This is a genomic window from Hyphomicrobium facile, from assembly GCF_900116175.1.
Taxonomy (GTDB): Bacteria; Pseudomonadota; Alphaproteobacteria; order Rhizobiales; family Hyphomicrobiaceae; genus Hyphomicrobium_B; species Hyphomicrobium_B facile.
Genome location: NZ_FPCH01000001.1, coordinates 686,498 through 707,193 on the forward strand (window position 1 = coordinate 686,498; position 20,696 = coordinate 707,193).

The 20,696-nt window shown below is 60.8% G+C and carries 19 protein-coding genes and 1 tRNA gene; 13 read left to right on the forward strand and 7 right to left on the reverse strand.

Annotation, left to right across the window (positions count from 1 at the left end; genetic code table 11):
- The 3 genes from BM399_RS03285 to BM399_RS03295 all read left to right on the forward strand — a co-directional run bounded on the left by BM399_RS03285 (position 1) and on the right by BM399_RS03295 (position 1,546).
- Positions 1-504 (forward strand): SRPBCC family protein, encoded by a 504-nt coding sequence (locus tag BM399_RS03285; RefSeq protein WP_092864174.1) that lies wholly within the window; start codon positions 1-3, stop codon positions 502-504.
- Between the two features lie 57 nt (positions 505-561).
- Positions 562-924, forward strand: coding sequence for a YybH family protein (locus BM399_RS03290; RefSeq protein WP_092866202.1), 363 nt, complete (start codon positions 562-564; stop codon positions 922-924).
- Positions 925-1,156: 232 nt separating this feature from the next.
- Positions 1,157-1,546, forward strand: a complete 390-nt coding sequence (locus tag BM399_RS03295; RefSeq protein WP_092866204.1) for a tautomerase family protein — start codon at positions 1,157-1,159, stop codon at positions 1,544-1,546.
- Positions 1,547-1,652: 106 nt separating this feature from the next.
- Here the strand turns inward: BM399_RS03295 and BM399_RS03300 are convergent, their stop codons facing one another.
- Both BM399_RS03300 and BM399_RS03305 read right to left on the reverse strand, forming a co-directional pair.
- Positions 1,653-3,320: an NAD-dependent malic enzyme gene (locus BM399_RS03300; protein WP_092864177.1), complete on the reverse strand. Its 1,668-nt coding sequence runs from the start codon at positions 3,318-3,320 to the stop codon at positions 1,653-1,655.
- Positions 3,321-3,617: 297 nt separating this feature from the next.
- Positions 3,618-3,691 (reverse strand) — tRNA-Gly (locus tag BM399_RS03305).
- Positions 3,692-4,076: 385 nt separating this feature from the next.
- Here BM399_RS03305 and BM399_RS03310 point away from each other — a divergent pair.
- On the forward strand, positions 4,077-4,538 hold the full coding sequence (locus tag BM399_RS03310; RefSeq protein ID WP_143111313.1) for a hypothetical protein: 462 nt from the start codon (positions 4,077-4,079) through the stop codon (positions 4,536-4,538).
- A gap of 50 nt (positions 4,539-4,588) precedes the next feature.
- Here the strand turns inward: BM399_RS03310 and BM399_RS03315 are convergent, their stop codons facing one another.
- Entirely contained in the window at positions 4,589-5,308 is a 720-nt protein-coding gene (locus tag BM399_RS03315; RefSeq protein ID WP_092864184.1) for a hypothetical protein, read from the reverse strand.
- 294 nt (positions 5,309-5,602) lie between these two features.
- Between BM399_RS03315 and BM399_RS03320 the strand changes: the two genes are divergently transcribed.
- From BM399_RS03320 to BM399_RS03330, 3 genes are all read left to right on the forward strand, one after another.
- On the forward strand, positions 5,603-6,466 hold the full coding sequence (locus BM399_RS03320) for an aldo/keto reductase family oxidoreductase (RefSeq protein ID WP_092864187.1): 864 nt from the start codon (positions 5,603-5,605) through the stop codon (positions 6,464-6,466).
- Positions 6,467-6,615: 149 nt separating this feature from the next.
- Positions 6,616-7,098, forward strand: a complete 483-nt coding sequence (locus BM399_RS03325; protein ID WP_092864190.1) for a CYTH domain-containing protein — start codon at positions 6,616-6,618, stop codon at positions 7,096-7,098.
- Between the two features lie 186 nt (positions 7,099-7,284).
- Positions 7,285-7,602 carry a hypothetical protein gene (locus BM399_RS03330; protein ID WP_092864193.1) on the forward strand — a complete coding sequence of 106 codons (318 nt, stop codon included), beginning with the start codon at positions 7,285-7,287 and terminating at the stop codon, positions 7,600-7,602.
- A gap of 79 nt (positions 7,603-7,681) precedes the next feature.
- Here BM399_RS03330 and mscL read toward each other — a convergent pair whose 3' ends face one another.
- On the reverse strand, positions 7,682-8,071 hold the full coding sequence (gene mscL, locus BM399_RS03335; protein ID WP_092864196.1) for a large-conductance mechanosensitive channel protein MscL: 390 nt from the start codon (positions 8,069-8,071) through the stop codon (positions 7,682-7,684).
- 283 nt (positions 8,072-8,354) lie between these two features.
- Here mscL and BM399_RS03345 point away from each other — a divergent pair, with 283 nt between their 5' ends.
- The 3 genes from BM399_RS03345 (at position 8,355) to pip (ending at position 11,503) form a co-directional block, all read left to right on the forward strand.
- Entirely contained in the window at positions 8,355-8,615 is a 261-nt protein-coding gene (locus tag BM399_RS03345) for a DUF4212 domain-containing protein (protein WP_092864202.1), read from the forward strand.
- Positions 8,616-8,623: 8 nt separating this feature from the next.
- The gene (locus BM399_RS03350) at positions 8,624-10,462 is read left to right on the forward strand and encodes a solute symporter family protein (RefSeq protein ID WP_092864205.1); all 1,839 of its coding nucleotides are present in this window, start codon (positions 8,624-8,626) and stop codon (positions 10,460-10,462) included.
- A 69-nt stretch (positions 10,463-10,531) separates the two neighbouring features.
- Positions 10,532-11,503, forward strand: coding sequence for a prolyl aminopeptidase (pip, locus tag BM399_RS03355; RefSeq protein ID WP_092864208.1), 972 nt, complete (start codon positions 10,532-10,534; stop codon positions 11,501-11,503).
- 45 nt (positions 11,504-11,548) lie between these two features.
- Here pip and BM399_RS03360 read toward each other — a convergent pair whose 3' ends face one another.
- Entirely contained in the window at positions 11,549-12,184 is a 636-nt protein-coding gene (locus BM399_RS03360; RefSeq protein WP_143111314.1) for a hypothetical protein, read from the reverse strand.
- A gap of 363 nt (positions 12,185-12,547) precedes the next feature.
- Between BM399_RS03360 and BM399_RS03365 the strand changes: the two genes are divergently transcribed.
- From BM399_RS03365 to BM399_RS03375, 3 genes are all read left to right on the forward strand, one after another.
- Positions 12,548-15,433 (forward strand): tetratricopeptide repeat protein, encoded by a 2,886-nt coding sequence (locus tag BM399_RS03365; protein ID WP_143111315.1) that lies wholly within the window; start codon positions 12,548-12,550, stop codon positions 15,431-15,433.
- A 192-nt stretch (positions 15,434-15,625) separates the two neighbouring features.
- Positions 15,626-16,552 carry a sulfite exporter TauE/SafE family protein gene (locus BM399_RS03370; RefSeq protein ID WP_092864217.1) on the forward strand — a complete coding sequence of 309 codons (927 nt, stop codon included), beginning with the start codon at positions 15,626-15,628 and terminating at the stop codon, positions 16,550-16,552.
- Positions 16,549-17,352, forward strand: a complete 804-nt coding sequence (locus tag BM399_RS03375; protein WP_244531043.1) for a TIGR02186 family protein — start codon at positions 16,549-16,551, stop codon at positions 17,350-17,352. Before BM399_RS03370 ends, BM399_RS03375 begins: the two co-directional genes overlap by 4 nt.
- 2 nt (positions 17,353-17,354) lie before the next feature.
- Here the strand turns inward: BM399_RS03375 and pdeM are convergent, their stop codons facing one another.
- Positions 17,355-18,077 (reverse strand): ligase-associated DNA damage response endonuclease PdeM, encoded by a 723-nt coding sequence (gene pdeM, locus BM399_RS03380; RefSeq protein ID WP_092864220.1) that lies wholly within the window; start codon positions 18,075-18,077, stop codon positions 17,355-17,357.
- Entirely contained in the window at positions 18,074-20,626 is a 2,553-nt protein-coding gene (locus BM399_RS03385) for a ligase-associated DNA damage response DEXH box helicase (protein ID WP_143111316.1), read from the reverse strand. Before BM399_RS03385 ends, pdeM begins: the two co-directional genes overlap by 4 nt.
- Positions 20,627-20,696: the final 70 nt, after the last annotated feature.

A 20,696-nucleotide genomic window follows, 5' to 3' on the forward strand; every position in this document is an offset into this window, starting at 1 on the left:
ATGGACATAACTGGCACGTACCGGATTTCCGCCCGCCGCGAGGTCGTGTGGGCAGCATTGAACGATCCGGAAACGCTTGCCCGCTGCATTCCCGGCTGCAAGGAGCTAGACGCGAAATCTCCGGAGGAGATGGCCGCAAAAGTCGCCCTTAAGATCGGGCCTGTTTCGGCGACCTTCGCCGGAACTGTGCGGTTCGAGGACATCGTGGCGCCCGCGGGCTACACCCTTGTCGGACAAGGTAACGGCGGCCTTGCCGGCTTCGCCAAAGGCCGCGCAGTGGTGCGTCTGACAGACGAGGGCACAGACACGATTCTTACCTACGATGCGAAAGCCGACTTGGCCGGTAAGATCGCATCGTTGGGCAGCCGCCTCATCCAATCGACAACCCGAAAACTTGCGGACCAGTTTTTCGCCAAGTTTGCCGAAACGCTCGGAATTGCTTCGGCAGTCTCCGATCAATCCGAGACGGCGGATGCGGCCGATCAGGAAGCACATTCAACCTAGACCCATGCGGGTATCCGCGTGGGCGGTGAGCATATACGAAAACCAAAGGAGAACTCGATGACGGTCAATGTACAAGCCAACGCAGCAAAGTGGGATGACACATTCAATCAGGGCGACACAGCAGGTCTTGGCAGTTTCTATGCCGCCGAAGGCTTAGTCATTCCCGCCGGCGGCGCGCCGGTCGCCGGGCCCGCTGCAATCGGAAAATTCTTTGCTGATCTTCGGTCGAAAGGCTTTTCCAATCACAAGATCAGCGTAGATAGCGTTATCGACAAGGGCGATACCGTCGTCGCTTCTGGAAAATGGCAACTGACCGGGCCCGGAGAAGGCGGCGCGCCGCAACAGTACGGTGGAAACTGGGTCAATGTCCTCGGTCGCAACGGCGACCGCTGGGATATCCTGCTTCACACGTGGAACTGAGCGGATTCCGCTCAGCGGATGAGCGCACGCTTTTGGCGCTCATCCGTTGCGGAGGGAGCCCCAGCCCAGCACGGCCTCGTCGCCGTGCCGCCGTCGGAGGTGTTCTATGCCAGGAAAACTTTTAACACGGCGCGAAACAATTGCCGGTGCTGCTGCTACGGCGGTAATCGGAACTTTGTCGTCGAGCATCAGTCACGCAGGCGAAACATCATTCGTTGCCCAGGAAGATCACATGCCTTTACTTCGATTTGAACTCTATGAGGGTCGCAGCGACCAGGAGCTGAAAACACTTCTCGATACTGCGCACCGCGTCATGGTGGAATCATTCAAGGTCCCAGAACGCGATCGCTACCAGATCGTCAATGAGCATCGTCCGTCGCGGATGATCGCCGAGGACACCGGACTGAATATTCCTCGCAGCAACAACTTCGTGATGATTCAGATCACGACTCGTCCGCGCACGCGGCAAATGAAGGAAACGTTCTATCGACGTATGGTGGAGGAGCTTGAGAAACACTGCGGCGTTGCACCGTCCGATGTCATGATGAGCTTCGTCACCAACACGGATGAAGATTGGTCCTTTGGGCTCGGGCGTGCGCAGTTTTTGACTAAGGAGCTGTGAGTTGCCTCGCTCTTAGCGCTTCGCTGAAGCCGTTAGGCGAGTGACCGGATGAAGCCGGCGAGAGGGCGTGGCTCGGGACCAGGGGGTCCGAGCCACGAGTGCGGGATCAGTAGTGGGGCTTATAAAGCTGGCCTTCGATCCAGCTCCGGATGTCGTTGGGTCGCGGCGCCGTGGCGAGCCCGCTATCGAACATATACTCGGCGACCTTCACGGCAGTGCTGACCTCGACGGACTGAATGTCGGCCTGCGAGGGATAGAGCCTGCCGAGCGCGCGCTGCGCCGGCGTGACCTGGTCGGCCAATGCTCGCGCAGCGACGATGAAGACCTCGTCGTTGATGCGAGTCGGGCGCGCGGCGTAGGCGGCCAAGCCGACGGCTGGGAAAATGTAGAAGTTGTTGGCCTGGCCCGGGTGGAAGGTCTCGCCGTCGATGGTCACATCGGGGAACTGGACGCCGGCCGCATACAGCGCGCGGCCCTTCGACCACCGGTAGGCTTCCTCCGCCGTGCATTCCGCCTTCTCGGTCGGATTCGAAAGCGCAAAGATAATCGGCCTCTTGTTGAGGCGGCTCATCGCATCCACGACCGTCTGATCGAATGCGCCACCCGACGTGCTGACTCCAATCAGCGCCGTCGGCCTGAAGGCCTCGATAACCTCGACGAGGTCTGTCGACGGTTTGGCCGGATGAGCGTAGACCTGCTGCGACGGTGAGAGATCCCTCCGGCCAGGTTCGAGAAGTCCATGGATGTCGAACAGCGAGATCCGCTTGCGCGCTTCCGCGATGGATAGCCCTTCCTTGACCATCGCCGAAACAAGCAGATTGGCGATGCCGATGCCTGCGGAGCCGGCGCCGAGGAATAGGATGCGCTGATCGGAGATTTTTCCATTGAGGATCTGCAGCGCTGTCTCGAGGCCAGCAAGGGTAACGCTTGCGGTGCCCTGAATATCATCGTTGTAGCAGAGAACCTTGTCGCGATATCTGGCGAGCATGCGGATCGCATCCGTGCCCTTCCAGTCCTCGAAATGGATGCAGCAGTCCGGGAAGACCTCCTGTACGGCTTCAACGAATTCATCGACGAACTCATCGAGTTCGGCGTCCGGTGGCGGGAGCTGTCGCAAGCCTAGATAGAACGGATCGGCGCGCAGCGCGCTGTTGGTCGTCCCGATGTCGATGAGGATCGGAAGCAGACATTGAGGCGGCACGCTCGCGCAGGCGGTATAGAGCTGAAGCTTGCCGATCGGTATGCCCATGCCGTTGGCGCCGATGTCGCCCAGGCCGAGAATGCGACCGCCTGTCGAAACGCAGATGAAGCGCACATCCTTTACCGGCCAATTACGAAGCACCTCCCGGATGCGCCCCTTGTGACGTAGCGAAACATACATCCCGTGAGTACGGCGGAAGATCTCGTCGAACTTTGTGCAAGCTTCGGCAATTGTCGGATCGTACAAAATCGGAATGAAGCGGACGGGATCTGACATCACGACCTTGTAGAAGAGCGTTTGATTGCGGTCGTTAAGGTCGATCAGATAGATGTATCGTTCGAGGTCCGTTGCTTTGCGTTCGAGATGGCGGAGCACCCGCGCGACTTGCCGGTCGATATTCTCGACTGAAACGGGCAGCAGGCCGTCGAGCCCAAGTGCGGTGCGTTCCTCATCGGTGAAGGCCGTGCTTTTGTTGAGGGCAGGATCATGAAGCACGGAAGCACCCGAGCCTGGGGTCGCTTCCAGCTGCGAAGGCTTAAGCTCTGCGAATGCGGACGTTTGTCTGCGGACCATGGCTCAGGCTCCCGTGATGATCTTCGACTGCCGCTGCTTCGGATCAGCCCGATCAGCTGCAGCGATCATCAACCGGGGCGGGGGCGGAGGGGCGCCATTGAATATGGCTTTAGAACGTGAAGCATAAAAAATTTTCTAATGGGAATTCGGGCTCGTGACCGTGGCCAGCACTTCGGGCCGGCTTCCGGCCGCTCGGAGAGCCTCTTTCGGCCCGCAGTGATGCAAGTTGCTACGAATTCGCAAAACTCGTTGCGATTTCGGGAGAGCGCGCTGATTGAGCTGAGCCATTTAAATCCGTGGAGCGGGCGAAGGGAATCGAACCCTCGTATGCAGCTTGGGAAGCTGCCGTTCTACCATTGAACTACGCCCGCGATCCGGAAGCCGCGTTTTGACACTTTCTGGACGTTCCTGCAACCGCTTCGGAACGCGCACGCGCAGGCCACGGATGGGCGTCGTGCTCTCGCTTCGATCTAGGATCGTGTCAGAATTTGTAGCTCGTGCCAAACAGGACTGCTTGGAGCGTACTCAAATGGGTAACCGCATGGGCGATGAGGCCATGCAACTCTCGGACCCCGGTGTGTTTGGTCGACCGAGGGGCCACGCAGGTGACCAACCAGATCACTGCCGAGGCGTTGCACCCGTATCCGCATGACCTCGTTTGAGGCCGGACGAAATGCGGTTCGGCTTGCGAATCGTTCAATTGACGATATGCCAATCGGACGGGGATTTTCCGCCAATAAGAAAAGTGAGGGTTCAATGGCTAAGTTCGCGCTCGCTGCTCTATTCCTAGCCGGCGCTTCAGCCATTGCGTGGGCCGATCAAACCGCCACCCTTCCGGACGGGCGTCAGGTCCTGCTCAAAGAGAACGGCACCTACGAAATTCAAGCTTCCGGTAACAGCGGGTCGGGAGGTGATGCCTATACGGATTTGAACCTTGTCGATGTGAAAGTCGACATGAAGGAACTCGAGAACCAACGAATTCGAACTTCGGGTAAGGGGATGCTCGTCGGTAATATGTTTATCCTGACCGAAGCTTCGACGGCGATCGATTCGAATGGCGTCATGGTCGATATCTCGAAACTTCCGCGTGAAATGAGGAAATGGGTCGTCACAAATTGCGCACAGGGTGGTTGCCGCGCGACTATCGAGGGAGAAGTGCGTAGCGACATCAGCGGCTTTATGCCGGGTATCTTGGCGCACTCCGTGAAACCTAACTAGGCTGCGAGTAAGGCTCCGGCCAGCCCTTCCGACGCAACGCATCTCGTCTTCTAGCCAAGGAACTTACGTTTTAATTTGATGTACCACGGTTCTGAATAAATGACGTCGGCTTGGACTTGGAAGGGCCTCGAAGCTCCTGGGCCGATGAGCCCCAGCAAAGGAATCTTCCAAATGGCCTTTGTTTGGTCCGGCACTCCTTCTCCGTTATGATTTTCAATCCGGAGACCTGAAATAGCGATCGAAATGAAACGGTTTGCGAACATCGCCGTTGCGATGGAGGATGCTATTTGGTCCTCGGGCTTGTCTGAATTGAAGGGGCTATCCTTACTTGGCGTCAGGGTGGCGGCAATTCTGTAGGCGTCGGCGCTCGGTAGCTTTTCGATTGACAAAGTTGGCCCGTCGGGTTGCCGCTCCTTTAGACTTGCGAAAGCCGCCACAGGATCGGATAGCTCAACCTCTAATGTGCAAGTGAACATGCCAGATCGCTGGCCGGGCGTGGACTTTACTGACTTTACTCCTTTGGGCCGTTCTGTGTCAGGTATCGCCTCCCCACACTTGTTCATCATGTCGATCGGAGACTGACCATCCTTTTGGAAATTCGGGTTTGCAGCAATGGCCATCAATTCTGCAGAGATCGCAAATTCCAATTTTAGGTTAGCCTCTCCCTTTTCATTGAAGTTGGCGGCCGTATCTATTTCGAAGCATCCAGCCAGGAGGCAGCATATTGCTATTGGCAACAGAGCTGCCGGTTTTCTCGATGCCCAGAACATTTAGCCCCCGCAAATGGCGTCATGCGATTATAGATCCAATATGATTGATATCTTCGACTCTGCTCTGTCAATCGAGCATTAGGGATGCGGGCTATTCTTATGAGCGTCATGGTCGCTGGGATTGGTGGCGCCGCGCGGTGATCATCTGCGTTCGGAATTGACTAGTCGCGCGGCCTTCCTACTTAACTGGGAAGCGCGCGGCATCGCGCGCCAACAGCCGCGAAATTGCGGTGCAGGGCCAGCGACAGTCTTCGCCGGCTCGCCGCGTTTGAACGAAGCCCCGGAGTCCTTGCCATGACCGACATCACCGCCGCCGGCTCTTTCACTTTGGGAGACCGCACCGTGAACCGCATGGGCTACGGCGCTATGCAACTCGCAGGGCCGGGTGTGTTCGGTCCGCCGAAGGATCGCGATGCGGCGATTGCCGTTTTGCGAGCGGCTGTCGCGTCAGGAGTCAATCATATCGACACCAGCGATTATTACGGGCCGCACGTGACGAACCAGATCATCTGCGAGGCGCTTCATCCTTATCCGGATGACCTCGTGATCGTGACCAAAATCGGCGCCGTGCGAGGAGATGACGGCTCATGGCTTCCGGCGCGCAGGCCGACCGACATCAAGCAGGCGGTTCATGACAACCTTCGGAACCTCAAGCTCGACAGGCTCGACGTCGTCAACCTTCGGCTCGGCGGCTTTGATCGGCCAATCGAGGGGCCGCTCGAGGCGGAGCTGGAAGCGCTGGCCGAACTCCAGCGGCAAGGGCTCGTCCGCCAGATCGGCCTCAGCAACGTGACCTCCGGACAGCTCAAGCAGGCTCATACTTTCGCGGACATCGTCTGCGTGCAGAATCTCTACAACCTTGTCCATCGTGAAGATGACGCTCTGTTGGACGAATTGGAGAGCCTCGGCATCGCCTACGTGCCGTTCTTCCCGCTCGGCGGCTTCACGCCGATCCAGTCGTCGAGGCTGTCGGACATCGCGACCGAGCTCGGGGCGACGCCGATGCAGGTCGCGCTCGCGTGGCTGCTGCGTCGTGGGCCACATATTCTGTTGATCCCGGGCACTGGGTCGGTGGCGCATCTGCTCGAGAATTTGGCGGCCGCCGAACTCAAATTATCGGACGAGGTGGTCGCGCGGCTGGACATGATCAACGTGTGAACGCCGCTCATCCGTTGGTTAACTCAGGTTTATCGCACCGCGCGGATGTCAAGTTTAGATTGAGGCGGGGTGCCGCGGCGCAAATCCGCTGCAAAATTGTCAAACTTGCACGTGCACGACCGAATGAAATTCTCGGGAGGCCGCGAAAATTGAATTGTGAGATTGAGCGTAAGTACCTTGTGGCAAGCGAAACATGGCGCGATGCCGTGACGAGCACGCGCAGGCTGCGCGATGGGTTGCTGGCACGGTTCGAGGAAGGGAAGGTCCGGGTGCGCGTCGCCGGTCCTGTCGCAACGATCACTATCAAAGGCCCTCGGACGGGTCTCAGCCGCGCCGAGTACGAATACGAAATTCCGCGTCTCGACGCTGAGGAGATTTTGAATACCCTTTGCCATCCCCCGCTCGTCGAGAAGACGCGCCACTACATTCCTCATGATGGGCTGACGTGGGTTGTCGACGTCTATGAGGGGACGCTCGATGGTTTGGTTCTAGCTGAAGTCGAGTTGGAGCGTGAGGATCAAACCTTCGCTTTGCCAAGCTGGGTTGGCCGAGAGGTGACAGGGGATCCCCGCTTCAGCAAAGGGAGCCTTGCAAAGCAATTCTTACCCGACCCCAAATTGCGATCCGCCTAAGGTTCGTCTCTCGGGGAGATCGCTCAGGCCCGTCGCATCGTGCGACGTCCGGTGGACGAAGGCGCGGTTGAAACACTTTGGAGCCTAAGTTGGGCTTGGGTTTTTTGGGGACGATCGCGACGGCGGAATTTATTGGAATCTGCGTTTGAGAAGCGTGATAGTGTTTGTGGACTTTCATCGGGGGACATGATGAAGCCGGTCACCGCAACTCTCTGCATCGCCGCCGCTGTTGCCGCGTGCTCGCTCAGTGCCGTCGCATCCGCCGAGGATCTCGGCTCGGCAATGCCGTCAAAAGGCCCGGGGCTTGCGGCGAATATCGATCACGACATCAAACGGGCTGCGGCCCAAGGCAACGTCGTCGATCCGGCCTCCGGTGATCTCGATTCGCGGATCAAAGACTTGGAAGCCACGCGTGCGGCCGGAGATCAGGGCAAAACTCCGGCGGTCAGCCTGAGTGTGAGCGGGTGGGTCAGCCAGCAAGTGCAATACAACATCAAGCAATAACAACGAGCCGACGCCGCGGGCGAGAGATCAGCGAGCGCGCATTTGCATTGCGCTCGCTGAGCCCGGATGCGTTCGCGGGCTAGGCCGCTCTCTTTTCGAGAAGATCGCGAATCTCCTTGAGATAGATCTCGGTTGGCGTGGGGCCCGGAGGTGCCGCCGGCTTCGGCTTCTGGATCATGTTGATGAGCTTGATGAGCAGGAAGATCGCGAATGCCGTGATCAGGAATTTGACCAGCGCGTTCAGGAAGATCCCGTACTTGATCAGGACGGGTTCAGTCGGCGTCGGGATCGCAATGGCCAGGTTCGAGAAGTCTATGCCTGCCATCAGATAGCCGATCGGCGGCATGATGATATTGTCGACGAGCGTCGAAACGATCGGCGCGAACGCGGCGCCGATGATGACGCCGACAGCGAGGTCGATGACGTTGCCTCGCATCGCAAATTCTTTGAACTCATTGACTACGCCCATTGCGAATGTCCTTCTCAGCTGATGTTTCGGGACGAATCTTCCGCAATCCACGATCCGGGTTGTCGTCATGACGAGACGAACGAATGCAAGGCGGCAGCCGAAGGTGGTGCGGTGTTGCAACGACTCGTCTCGAACTTAAGGGATTGCGCCCGCCACGACAACGAGGCGCCGGGGCGATTTGCCCATCGGATCGTTGGACAAAGGCTGTGCCGGCCGGGCATAATGGCGAAAGCTCAGGACAGGTTTTGGGGGTCCGCCGAGCGGTAGGGGGAGATCCGGCCGAATGATTGAACGCAAGGAACGCAAGCCCTATTGGCGGCACACCAAATGGCAGGTTCTGGCGAGCATCATCCCGTTCATCGCCCTCGTTATCATTTTGCCACTTTATGCCGAGCAGTTGAACGCGAGCAGGTTTCTCGGCTTTCCGTTGGGGTACTTCCTTGCGGCTCACGGGTTCTTCGTGGTCGCCCTCGTTACGGTCGCCAGTTACGTCAATCGCCAAAATGCCATCGATCACTGGCATGGCGCCCATGAAGACATGTGAGGCGGAATATGGCGTTCGGCGCTCCCCGTGCGAGGATGGTCAATCCTCGGCTCGGCACGTATTTCAGCATTTTCGCGGCGCTCTATACGGCGCTGTTCTTGCTCGTTTTGATTTTCGAGCAGCTTCGTCTCGATGATCACCTTCTGAGATTGGCGATCTTCGCCGGACCCATTCTCATCTACGGCGCGATGGGTCTCTCGGTCGCGACGAACGAGACGCTCTGCTTTTTCGCGGCGGGGCGGCGGGTGCCCGCAGCCTATACTGGGCTGCTGCTTGGCGCTTCGGCGCTGGGTGGGACTTTGATCGTCGCCGGTACGGGAATGTTCTTCTTTACCGGGTTCGATGCTCTCGTGCTGCTGATCGGCACGCTCACCGGTTTCGTCATCATGGCGATCGCGCTCGCGCCCTTCTACCGGAAGTTCGGCGCGTTCACCGTTCCGAGCTACCTCGGGCGGCGGTTCGAAAGCCGGACGCTCAGGGTCGTGACGGCTGCCGTTGCAGCGGTTCCCATGCTTCTGGTTCTTTCTGCCGAACTTCAAATGGGCGGCAGCGTCGCTCAGAGGCTGGTCGGCGGCAGCGAGAACGGGCTCATCTGCCTTCTCGCGCTGACCATCGCAATCTCGACCATGGCGGGCGGCACGCGCTCGTCCACCTGGTCCGGCGTCGCGCAATCGATTGCGCTTTTTCTGGCGTTGTTCACCGTGGCGACCACGGTCAGCGTCATCGTGACGAGCCTGCCGATACCCCAGCTCGCGAACGGGCCGATGGTGCGCGGCCTAGTCAGAAACGAAGTGAACGAGGGCTTGCAGCTGGTGAACGTCTGGCCGTTGGCATTTCAATTGCCGCCCGACGGCTTCTCATCGCTGACGAAGCCTTACACGCAGCCATTCGGCGCCATTGGTCCGTTGGCCTTCATCATCGGAACGTTCGCCATTGCGACCGGCATCAGCACAGCGCCTTGGCTGTTGCCGCGCGTGGCCGCGGCTCCGGGAGTTTATGAAGCGCGGAAGTCTCTCGGCTGGGCGACGGTCTTTTCGGGACTGGCGCTTCTGACGATTTCGTCGGTCGCTGTCTTCATGCGCGATTTCACACTCGACGCGGTGCGGGCGGAAAGGCTCGGGCCCTTGCCGCAGTGGCTGTTTCAAGCGGCTGCCAACCATTTCGTCGCCTTCGATCAGGCGGCCACACGTCTCGGCTTCGAGGGCTTGAAGTTCGATCGCGACAGCGTGCTCTTCGCGCTTCCGGTTGCGGTCGGGCTACCTTCAACTTTCGTTTACTTTCTGCTTGCCGGCGCGCTCGCGGCCGCCCTGGTCACGGCCAGCGCCACGTCCGTTTCTCTAGCGGCGGTGCTCGGCGAAGATGTCGTGCAAGGCATGTCGTGGGAGCCGCCGTCGGCGCAAAACCGCGTATGGGTTGCGCGTGGCTTCATCGCCGTCGTTGCCATTTGCGGCGCTGCGCTCTCGATTGCCGCGCCGACCGATCCGTTGCGGCTCGTGCTGTGGGCGCTTTCCATCACGGGGGCGAGCCTCTTTCCGGCGATGATCCTATCGATCTGGTGGAAGCGGTTGACGGTCGGAGGAGCGATCGCCGGCGTCATAGCGGGCTTCGTCGCGGCGTCATTCGCCATCCTGATGAGCGAGATGGGTACGTTGTCGACGCCGAGCCCAATTGCCGGCATCCTCGGTCTACCCGTTTCGCTCGGTCTTGCGCTGATGACGAGCTTGATGCGGCCCGAGGCCAGCCGCCACGCGCTGTCCATTGTCCGGGATATGCGCGTTCCGGGCGGGGAGATCATCTACGATCGTGAGATGCAGCGGTTGCAGCTCAGGAAACACGCTCGCACATAATTCCCCATGCACATCAGCGGGCGTCATCGGGTAGGATGGCTCGAGCTTTTCCCAAGCTGAAGGGCCTTCATGACCGTTCGTGATCGATTGGATCTCTATCCGCCCCTCGCGCCCTATCGCGAGTATCGGCTTCCCGTCGGTGCGGGGCACACGATTTACGTCGAAGAATGCGGCAATCCTAACGGGCAGCCCGTCGTGATCCTGCATGGCGGCCCCGGCGGCGGCAGCAACCCGACCATGCGCCGCTTTCACGATCCAGAGCGATACCGGATCGTGCTCTTCGATCAGCGCGGATGCGGGCGTTCCACGCCGAACGCTTCGCTCGATAACAATACGACGCCGGATCTCGTCGCGGATATCGAACGTATTCGAACGGAGCTCGGTATCGAGCGCTGGCAGCTTTTCGGCGGGTCGTGGGGATCGACGCTGGCGCTCGCTTACGCGGAGGCCCATCCGGAACGCGTGAGCTCGATGATCCTGCGCGGCATTTTCCTGCTCACGCAGGCCGAGCTACGCTGGTTCTACCAGGACGGCTGCAGCTGGATCTATCCCGAGGCATTTGCGGAATTTCAGCGGCCCATTCCGCCCGACGAGCGCAGCGATATGATCGCGGCCTATCATCGCCGCCTGACGTCCGACGATCTCAGCTTGCGATACGCGGCGGCCCGCGCCTGGAGTATCTGGGAAGGCACGACGCTTTCGCTCATTCCGGAGCCGGAGCGTGTCGCGCGTTTCGGCGCGGATCATTATGCTCTCGCGTTCGCCCGCATCGAGAGCCATTACTTCGTCAACGCGGGGTTCTTCCCGCGCGACGGCGAATTGCTGCTCGAAGCAGGGCGCCTGAAGGATATTCCGGGTGTCATCGTACACGGGCGCTACGATGTCGTGACGCCCGTGAAGAATGCCGTGCTTCTTCACAAGGCCTGGCCCGCTTCTGATTTGCGTGTCGTCGCCGATGCCGGGCACGCGATGACGGAGCCCGGCATTGTCCATGAACTCATCCGCGCAACGCGGAAGTTCGCGTCGGCAAGCCCGGCGTAGTCTTTGTAAACCGTCGCAGCTGTCACGCTCAGCCGAACGATCAGCTCAGGGCGTAGCCTTCGGGGTCGGCGCGGGTGCGGGCGCAGCCGAAGGCGGCGGCGATCCGGGGCCGATCGGCGGCGCCGCTGCCGGGGCGGTTGCCGTTTTGGCTGGAGGCGAGGATCTATCGAGATCGTTGGCGCGATCACGGATCTTTTTGTAGATGCGCGTCATGTAGTCGAGCGCCTGATCAACATCCTCCTCGCTCGGCATTGAAAATCTGCTGATGGGCGGCCCGGCTTGTGGGCCATATTCATGCATGCCTGGATGCATCCCGTACGGCCCCATCAACATGTTCTCGTTGGTATCGATCGCCGCCATCATTGCCTTGATGCGGCGCTTCAACTGCCTGTTCTCTTCTCTGAGCGCCGAGAGCTCGTCGGCCTTCGGGACATCGGTTTTATCTTCGATGCCCTTACATGCTATTTCATTGCCGATCCGGGCGCATATCGCGACGACACCGGTTTCCTTGTCGAGGCGCATGACACCTCCATCGACGGGCGACATCGAATAGCGTCCGCCGCTCGGTTTCGAACTCGAGTCCGCGTCTTCGTCCATTACCGGTCCCGCGGCTGCAAAACTTGCCAGCGCCGGCAAAATCAATAGCGCGAGAGTTGCTGCTCTCTTCGTCCTTAGGTTCATTTTCAGGTCCTCCGCATAGGCACTAAAGACCCGCAAATGCTCTTGGTGTATCGGCATCACAAGGCATGGTTGTGCTCGCAGTTGCCGAATCATTGCCCGGTCGCGGCGAAATTTGTTCGACTGGAGTCCTTCGCACCATCGCAGGCCGGCAAAATAAGACATTGTAATTGATTATTTTTATCATTTTAGCACGGCCCTTAACCCCGCGTTTACTGGCCTGCTTCGATTGTTACTTCGAGCCTGATTTGTGCCGCGTCCTCACGTTCGCAATTTGCCCCGCGCGGTATGGACGCCTGCAATGTCCCTATCTCGCTGACATTGCGTTCTCCCGGACCGTCAGCATCGCGTTGCCTCGAGGGGAAGATGTCCAATTCGGAATTGAGTGCTGGCTACTCGCAAGACCAGGACGCGAGCAGCGGGGACGACAACCGCGTCGAGCTCAAGGCAATGCTCGATGTGATCGCCGCTCAGCTCGTAGACGCGGACAGGCGCCACACGGCAGCACTCGCCGAAATGCAAGAGCGCATTGATGGAATGGGTCGTGAAGCGGACGCGCTCCGTCCTCGGGTTCCGGAAGAATTCGCGCCGGCGTTCGTACGCATCGAAGCCGCAATGGCGGAGCTGGCACAGCGGTTATCAGATCCGGCCGACGTAAAGACGACGGCAAATGACAAGCGGACAATCTCCGGTTCGTCGCGGTTCAATGACCCCTACGGATCGATGATGCCGATGGCGCTGCGCTCGGCGCATAACGAAGCGCGAGATCGCGATGACGAATTTGCGAAGCGCGCGCCGGGCGTCGATACGTTCGACGTCATCGACTCCGTGCCCGGCGATGCGACCGATCCCTGGGATCGCGCGGCAGCCGATGCCTTGGCCGGCCTCTACGAGACTAGTGACGTGAATTTCGCGCCGAAAGCGCATTACTCCAGCGGCTCCGTTGCGCGCGCAGGAAGCGGGCAGAGCATCGACGAGGCGTGGCTCGAGGGCAAGTTCGCGGAGATCGCTCAGGGGATCGAGCAGTCGCTCGCAGCGATGCGGCCCGACAACGGCATTTCGGAGATCAATCAACGGTTCGATCAGTTCGAGCGGCAGTTCGCGAAACTGTTCGCCGGCGTCGCGACGCACGACGATCTCGCGGCTGTTCACCTGATCGAGTCGCATGTCGCCGAGGTGGTCAATCATCTCGTGCAGACGCAGGATCAGCTGGAACGGCTCAACATCATCGAGGCGCAGCTTGCGAGCATTTCGCACACGCTCGCGGACGTCCAGGGTGTGCCGGTCGACGCGATCACCGGCGCGGTGCCGGTGCAGCGTGCTCCCGATGTCGATGCGATCGCACGGGCGGCGGCCGAACAGACGGCTCAGCGTTTCGCCGATCTTCGCGCCGACGACCGGCATTCGGCGGCCGACGAGCTGCGTCCGCTGATCGAGCGGATGATGTCGCAAAATCGTCAGGGGGAAGAGCAGACCGCAGCCCTTCTCGATACGATGCAGCAAGCCATGATCCGCCTTTTGGATCGTGTTGATTCAATCGAATTCGTTCAGCAGGCCGCACCTTCGCCGACACCCGACAGCCGCCAGTATCGCAGCGGATCGTTCGGCGGCGAAACTCAGCGCCGGCCGGAGCTGGTCGAAGTCAACGATGACGACATCGACGAAGCGCTGGGCGCGGTCTTTGCGGAAATTTCGGCGAGGCCTTCGGTCGCTTCCGTTCTGGCGCGGCCGCGCGAGGCTTCTCCATCGTCGGAAGAGGCCATTCGCAAGGGTGAGAAGAGCCGTCAGGATTTCGTTGCCGATGCGCGGCGTGCCAAGATGCGCCTTGCTGCCGAGCAAGACGAAACTGCCGGCGGGCCAGCGGCGTCCGTCTCGATCTCGTCTTCGGCCTCCGAGGGGCCGATGGCGGCGCCGCCTGCCGGAAGCCGGCCCATTCGCCCGGCTGCCGTGCCGTCGAAAAAGGCATCGGGTCCGTCGGCGCCATCGCCACGGCTCATGGTGATTGCCGCTGTTGCTCTGATTGCGCTGGGTGGCCTTTGGTACACGTTCGGTTTCGGCAAAGGCCACGTGAGTGAGCCTTCGAGCGTGCAGCAGGTCGAGCCTGGAATGTCTCCGCAGGCTAACGGCGGCGAGACGGGCGGGTCGACGGATGCAGCCAAATCGGTCCCAGCATCTTCGTCTCCCGCAGGTCATGAGGACAAGGCGGCCGATCCATCGCTCGGCGCGAACGGACCGCGCGGCGATCTCGCGCCGGGCGACGGCCGGCGCGAAAATACTGCATCCGATGCTGCGCCCCGGCGCGTCACAGCTTTGCCGATGCTTGGCGTGGCCGTCGATCTCGATCAGCCTGTAACGGCAGCGGGGCTCGAACAGGCGAAGCGTCATCAGGCGATGGCTGAGATGTCCGGTCAGCTCGGCAATGCGGCTGCCCGGTTGGGCGACGGGTCTTCCGTTCCGGCTTCGATGGTGCCGAGCGAGGCTCAGACCGAAGGCGCGAAAGCCGACCTCACCACGGGGTCGGTTTCGACAGCCCCGTCGAATACGAGTTCATCGCAGACGAGCGCGTCGAAGTCGTCGCCACTCGATATGCCGCCCGCGACTGTCGGGCCGCTGTCGCTCCGTCTCGCGGCGGCGAACGGCGATCCTTCGGCGCAATTCGAAGTCGGCGCTCGTCTCGCGGAAGGCAAGGGCACGACGCAGAGCTTCCAGGATGCCGCGAAATGGTATCAGCGGTCGGCGGACCAGGGCTTCGCGCAGTCGCAGTACCGGCTCGGTACGCTCTATGAGCGTGGTCTCGGGCTGAAGCCCGATGCGGCGCAGGCGGCGGTCTGGTATCAGCGCGCGGCGGCGCAGGGCAATATCAAGGCGATGCACAATCTTGCGGTGCTCAGCGCCAATCAGAACGACCAGTCTCCCGACTATACGACGGCCGCGCAGTGGTTCGAGGCAGCCGCGCAGCGTGGCCTGGCGGACAGCCAGTTCAATCTTGCCGTGCTGTACGAAAACGGTCTCGGCGTGACGCGGGACATGAAGCGGGCGTTCATGTGGCTTTCGATCGCTGCTCGCGGCGGCGACGCCGATGCGGTGCGGCGGCGGGATATCCTTCGCGGCAAATTGACTGCCGAAGAGGTGAAGGTCGCCGACAAGATGATCGCAGCTTGGAAGCCTTCTCCGTCGAGCCGCGATATCAACGATGCCCGGACGGCTGGTGAAATCTGGAAGAACAACCCGAAAAACGGCATGAACGGCTAGCGGCTTTCTTTCCGGGGGCGACGGTGCCGGGGAAGGCTGCAACCCGTGGAAGAGATCGACGATCATTTTGTGACGGGTTGTGACACGCCATAATGGCGCCGGTGCTTGCCGCGCCTCGCCGATTGGTGTCCCTTAGCGCCACCTTTCCGAGACGGCTTCCTTTCTGCGCCGCTCGCCGCCCAGGAACGCCGGATGACCCTTTATCTGCCGATTGCCGAGATGTCGGTTTCCGTCATCACCTTTCTGGCACTCGGTGCGACTGTGGGCTTTCTCTCCGGGCTGTTCGGTGTCGGCGGTGGATTTCTGCTGGCCCCGCTGCTGACGTTTCTCGGCATACCGCCGGGCGTTGCGATCGCGACGAGCACGTCTCACGTCGTCGCGTCATCCGTTTCCGGCGCCATGACGCATCATCGGCGCGGCAATGTCGATGTGAAGCTCGGGCTCGTCATGCTGGCGGGCGGTCTCGTCGGCACATACCTCGGCGTCAATTTCGTGAAGATACTGACGGCGAGAGGCCTGTTCGAGCTTACGGTTTCTCTGACGTATGTGATCTTTCTCGGCACGGTCGGGACAATTATCCTGTTCGAGGGAATAAACGCCTCGCGAAAGCCGCGCTCGCCGGGCGGCTCTTCGTTGCGCAAGCCGGGTCAGCACAGCTGGATCGAGCGCTTGCCGTTCAAGATGCGGTTTCCGCGGTCGAAGCTTTATACCAGCGCTGTACCGCCGGTCGTCATCGGCATGTTCGTCGGCTTCATCTCGGCAATGATGGGCATCGGCGGCGGCTTCGTCATGATCCCGGCGCTGATTTACCTCTTACGCGTGCCGACCGGACTCGTCATCGGCACATCGCTTTTTCAAATCGTCTTTGTTTCCGCGACGGCGACGGTGCTGCACGCGGTTGAAAACAAGTCAGTCGATATCGTACTTGCCGTTATCCTCATCGCGGGCGGCGTTTTAGGCGCGCAATTCGGCACGATGGCGGGTGAGAAACTTCGTGGCGAGCATCTGCGCGTTCTGCTCGGTGCGCTGATCCTGCTTGTTGCGGCCCGCATGGCTTTCGATCTCGCTGTGCGGCCCAGCGACTTATATTCGCTCGCGCTCGTGCCGGGGGCGCCATGATGCACATCCGGATGCTCAATCGCCTTTGCGCAGCGATAGTCTTGATGTTCGCGATTGCCGGCGGAGCTGCTGCTGCCGACAGGCCGAAGGAGGGCGTGGAGGCTGACGCATCAACGCGGCAGGTCGCGATCACGTCGAGTTTCACGGGCACGGAAATTCTGGTTTTCGGCACGGTCGAGAACAGCGTGCAGCCAAGTCCGGAGGCTGGAACGTACGACATCATCATCGTCGTCGAGGGCATGCCTGGGCCGGTGGTGGTGCGAGAAAAATCGCGTGTGGCCGGTATCTGGATCAACACCTCGTCGCTGATGTTCGCGTCGGTCCCGAGCTATTATGCGATCGCCTCGACGCGGCCGATCGACGAGATCGCCGACAAGGCCCTTTTAGATGCGAACCAGATCGGCTTCGACCACGTGCGCATGGCCCATGCGCGGGATGCCGACGTGGATGCCGCCACTGTCAGGTCGTTCAAGGACGCCCTGATCCGTCTGAAGGAGGCGCAAGGCGTTTACGTGAGACGGGACTTCGGCGTGACGTTCATCGGCCGCAGCCTCTTTCGTGCAACGATTTCGTTGCCGCCGAACGTGCCCGTCGGCCCGCTGACCGCGCGCGTCTACCTCTTCAAGGAGGGAAAGCTGCTCGGCCAGTACCAGAGCCGCGTCATGCTGCAGCGTGAAGGGATCGAGCGGTTCATCCATAATTTCGCGATCTCGCAACCGCTCGCCTATGGCCTTGTGACGGTTCTGCTCGCGGCAGCAGCTGGGCTGACGGCCGCCTTCGCATTCCGCAAGCCCGCGTAGGTTCAATCCTCGCGCAGCAGGCGCGGAGCGACGGGATAGAGGCCCTCGTGGCCGAGCATCCAGACGTCGAGGCCATCCGCATCGAACAGCGGTTCGAACGCGACATCGAGAATGTTCAGGCCTCCGGTGAATGCGCCGAATGCGGGCATCACGAGGCGGAGGCGATTGCCGACGAAGCAAGGACGGCGCAACGACGTTCCGTGAAATACGAGGCGGGCCGCGGGGTGGAAGTGTCCCGCGATCTCATGCGTGCAGGCTCCTGCGTGCGGCTCGTGGCGCAACGCGATGCCGCCGACGACGATCTCGGGTATCACATGGCCAGCGAGCATGCGATCGATGCTCGGATCGTGATTGCCGGTGATCCAGATCCAATCGCGATTTTCCTGAAGCATGCGAAGGCTTTCAACGTCGGCCGCGTCCATGCGCGCGGCGCCGGCCGGATCGTGGAGGCTGTCGCCGAGACAGATGACCGTTTCAGGGTCGTACCTGTCGATAAGGATCGCGAGCTTATGGAGCGTTTCGCGCGTGTCGTAGGGTGGCAGCATTTGGCCGCGCACGGCATAGGACGAGCCCTTTTCGAGATGGAGATCGGAAACGATCAACGCCTTCTCGGCCGGCCAGTAAAGTGCGCCCGATTTATGCGCGACGAAAGTTTTGCCGCAAACGAGCACAGGTTGGTCGGCAAAATCGTCGAGTCCGATGCGCTCCGGCTTCAGCATGTTCATGTCCGCAGGTCCCCCGTTGCTTCGCGGATCAACTCGTCAGCGGCATCGCGCAAAATTGCGTCACGGTCTTGGCCATAAACCAGCTCAACTCCGATCTCCAGCAGCACCGGCACGGCGAGCGGAGATACATGATCAAGAGTTTGATGTCTGATTCGGTGCTTGATGCGAGCCAGAAAAGCGCCGAGCCGCTTGATATCGAGGAGCCCCGTGGCAGCGTCGGCCCAGGCGGCCTCCAGCAGCAAGTGTCCGGGATCGTGGCGTCGGAGCACATCATAGATGAGATCGGTCGAGATCGTCACCTGACGGCCGGATTTGACTTTGCCCGGATGCCTGCGCTCGATCAATCCGGCGATGACGGCGGATAAGCGGAACGTTCGCTTCATGAGCGCGCTTTCGGCGAGCCAGGCGTCGAGATCGTCGCCCAGCATGTCTTCGTCGAAGAGTTCTTCGAGCGAAAGCCGGCCGTGGGAAATGAGGCTCGAAATGTCGTCGTGCGCCCAAACGGCCAACGCGTAATCGTTGGCGACGAAGCCGACGGGCTTTGCTCCGATGCGGTCGAGGCGCCGGGTAAGCAGCATGCCGAGCGTCTGGTGCGCGAGGCGGCCCTCGAACGGATAAGCGACGAGGAAGTGCCGATTGCCGCGCGGGAATGTTTCGATGAGAACTTCGTCAGGCGCGGGGATGACGGAGCGTTCGGTCTGCAACTCCAGCCAATTTGCAACGGGATTTGGCAGGCCCGACCAGACGCTCGGATCGGAGAGCATGTCGCGCACGCGTTTTGCGAGATGCGTCGACAGTGGAAATTTGCCGCCGTCGTAGCTCGGCACCATCGGATCTTCGGCGGTCGCGCGGGAGACGAAGACTTCGGTGTCCCTGATGCCTTCGAAGCGAAGCACTTGCCCCGCAAAGACGAACGTATCGCCCGGCGTCAGCTGCTCGGCGAAATGTTCCTCGATTTCACCCAGCACGCGGCCGCCGATGCGGGCGATGTTTTTCTTGCCACCGCGGCCTGAGACGAGGCGCACTTTGAGGTGAGGGGCGTCGACGATGGTGCCGACATTCAAGCGATATTGTTGCACGATGCGTGGGTTGGCGACGCGGAGCTTGCCGTCGTCCGCCGGTCTCAGTTTGGCAAAGCGTTCGTATGATTTCAGCGCGTAGCCGCCTGTCGAGACGAAGTCGACTGTGCGATCGAACTGGCTTCGCGTCAGGCCCGCGTAGGGAAGCGCCGAGCGAACTTCGTCGAATAGGGCATCGGGATTGAACGGCGCCTGGCACGCCATGCCGAGAACGTGCTGCGCTAAGACGTCGAGCGCCCCGACTCGCGATAGCGTGGCGTCCTGATCTCCGGCTTCCGCCGCCTGTTGGGCTGCCCGGCATTCGAGAACCTCGAAGCGATTTCCCGGGACCAAAATCGCCTGGGATGGCTCGTCGAGCCGGTGGTTCGCGCGGCCTATCCGCTGCAACAGCCGGCTTGCTCCCTTCGGTGCGCCGAGATGGATAACGAGATCGACATCGCCCCAGTCGATGCCGAGATCGAGCGTCGATGTGGCGACGACGGCGCGCAAACGCCCTTCGGCCATTGCGGCTTCGACCTTCTTGCGCTGGGCCGCTTCGAGCGATCCGTGGTGCAGGCCGATCGGCAGGTTGTCGTCGTTGATGCGCCAGAGTTCCTGGAAAGCGAATTCGGCCTGCATGCGCGTGTTGACGAAAACGAGCGACAGCTTATGCGCGCCGATGGCTTCGTAGACTTCGCGCATCGCGTAGCGGGCGGTATGGCCGGTCCAGGGAATTTCGTTTTCGGCTTCGAGAATTTCGATGACGGGCTTGGCGCCGCCTTTGACGGTGACGATGTCGGACAGCCGCGTTTCGGCTTCGGGCTCCGTTTGCGCAACGAGGTAGCCGCGAAGTTCGCTCGGTCGCGCGACCGTTGCCGACAATCCGATCGTCATGACGTTTGGCGCGATCTTGCGCAGGCGGGCGAGATCGAGCGCGAGGAGATCGCCGCGCTTCGAAGCTGCGAGCGCGTGCAGCTCATCGAGGATGATCGTATCAAGATCGGCGAACAGGTAGGGCGCATCGGGATGACTGAGGAGCAGGGCGACCTGCTCCGGCGTCGTCAGCATGATCTGCGGCGGCTTCACGCGCTGGCGCTGCCGGCGTGCGAGGGACGTGTCGCCGGTGCGCGTTTCGGTGCGGACCTTCAGGCCCATTTCCTCGATCGGGTGCGTCAGGTTCCGTTCGACGTCGGCTGCGAGCGCTTTGAGCGGCGAGATGTAGAGCGTGAATAATCCCGCGCCGATCTTCTTCCTTTCGCCGTTGTGGATCGAGATCAGGCTCGGCAGAAAGCCTGCGAGCGTTTTACCGGCGCCGGTCGGCGCGATCAGCAGCGTGGAGCGGCGCTCGCGTGCGGCATCGAGAAGGGCGAGCTGGTGAGGACGTGGCTTCCAGCCGCGCTTTGCGAACCATGCGGCGATCGCGGCGGGCAGAGGTTCGGACACGCGAGGCGCTCGCGTGCGGCGCGTCTTTTTCTCCGCCGTCGATGCCATCAGCGCGGCGCTCCGCGGCCTGCGCACGCCGTCCTTTGCGGAAGGCTGTTCGGCCGTTTCCTGATTCTTG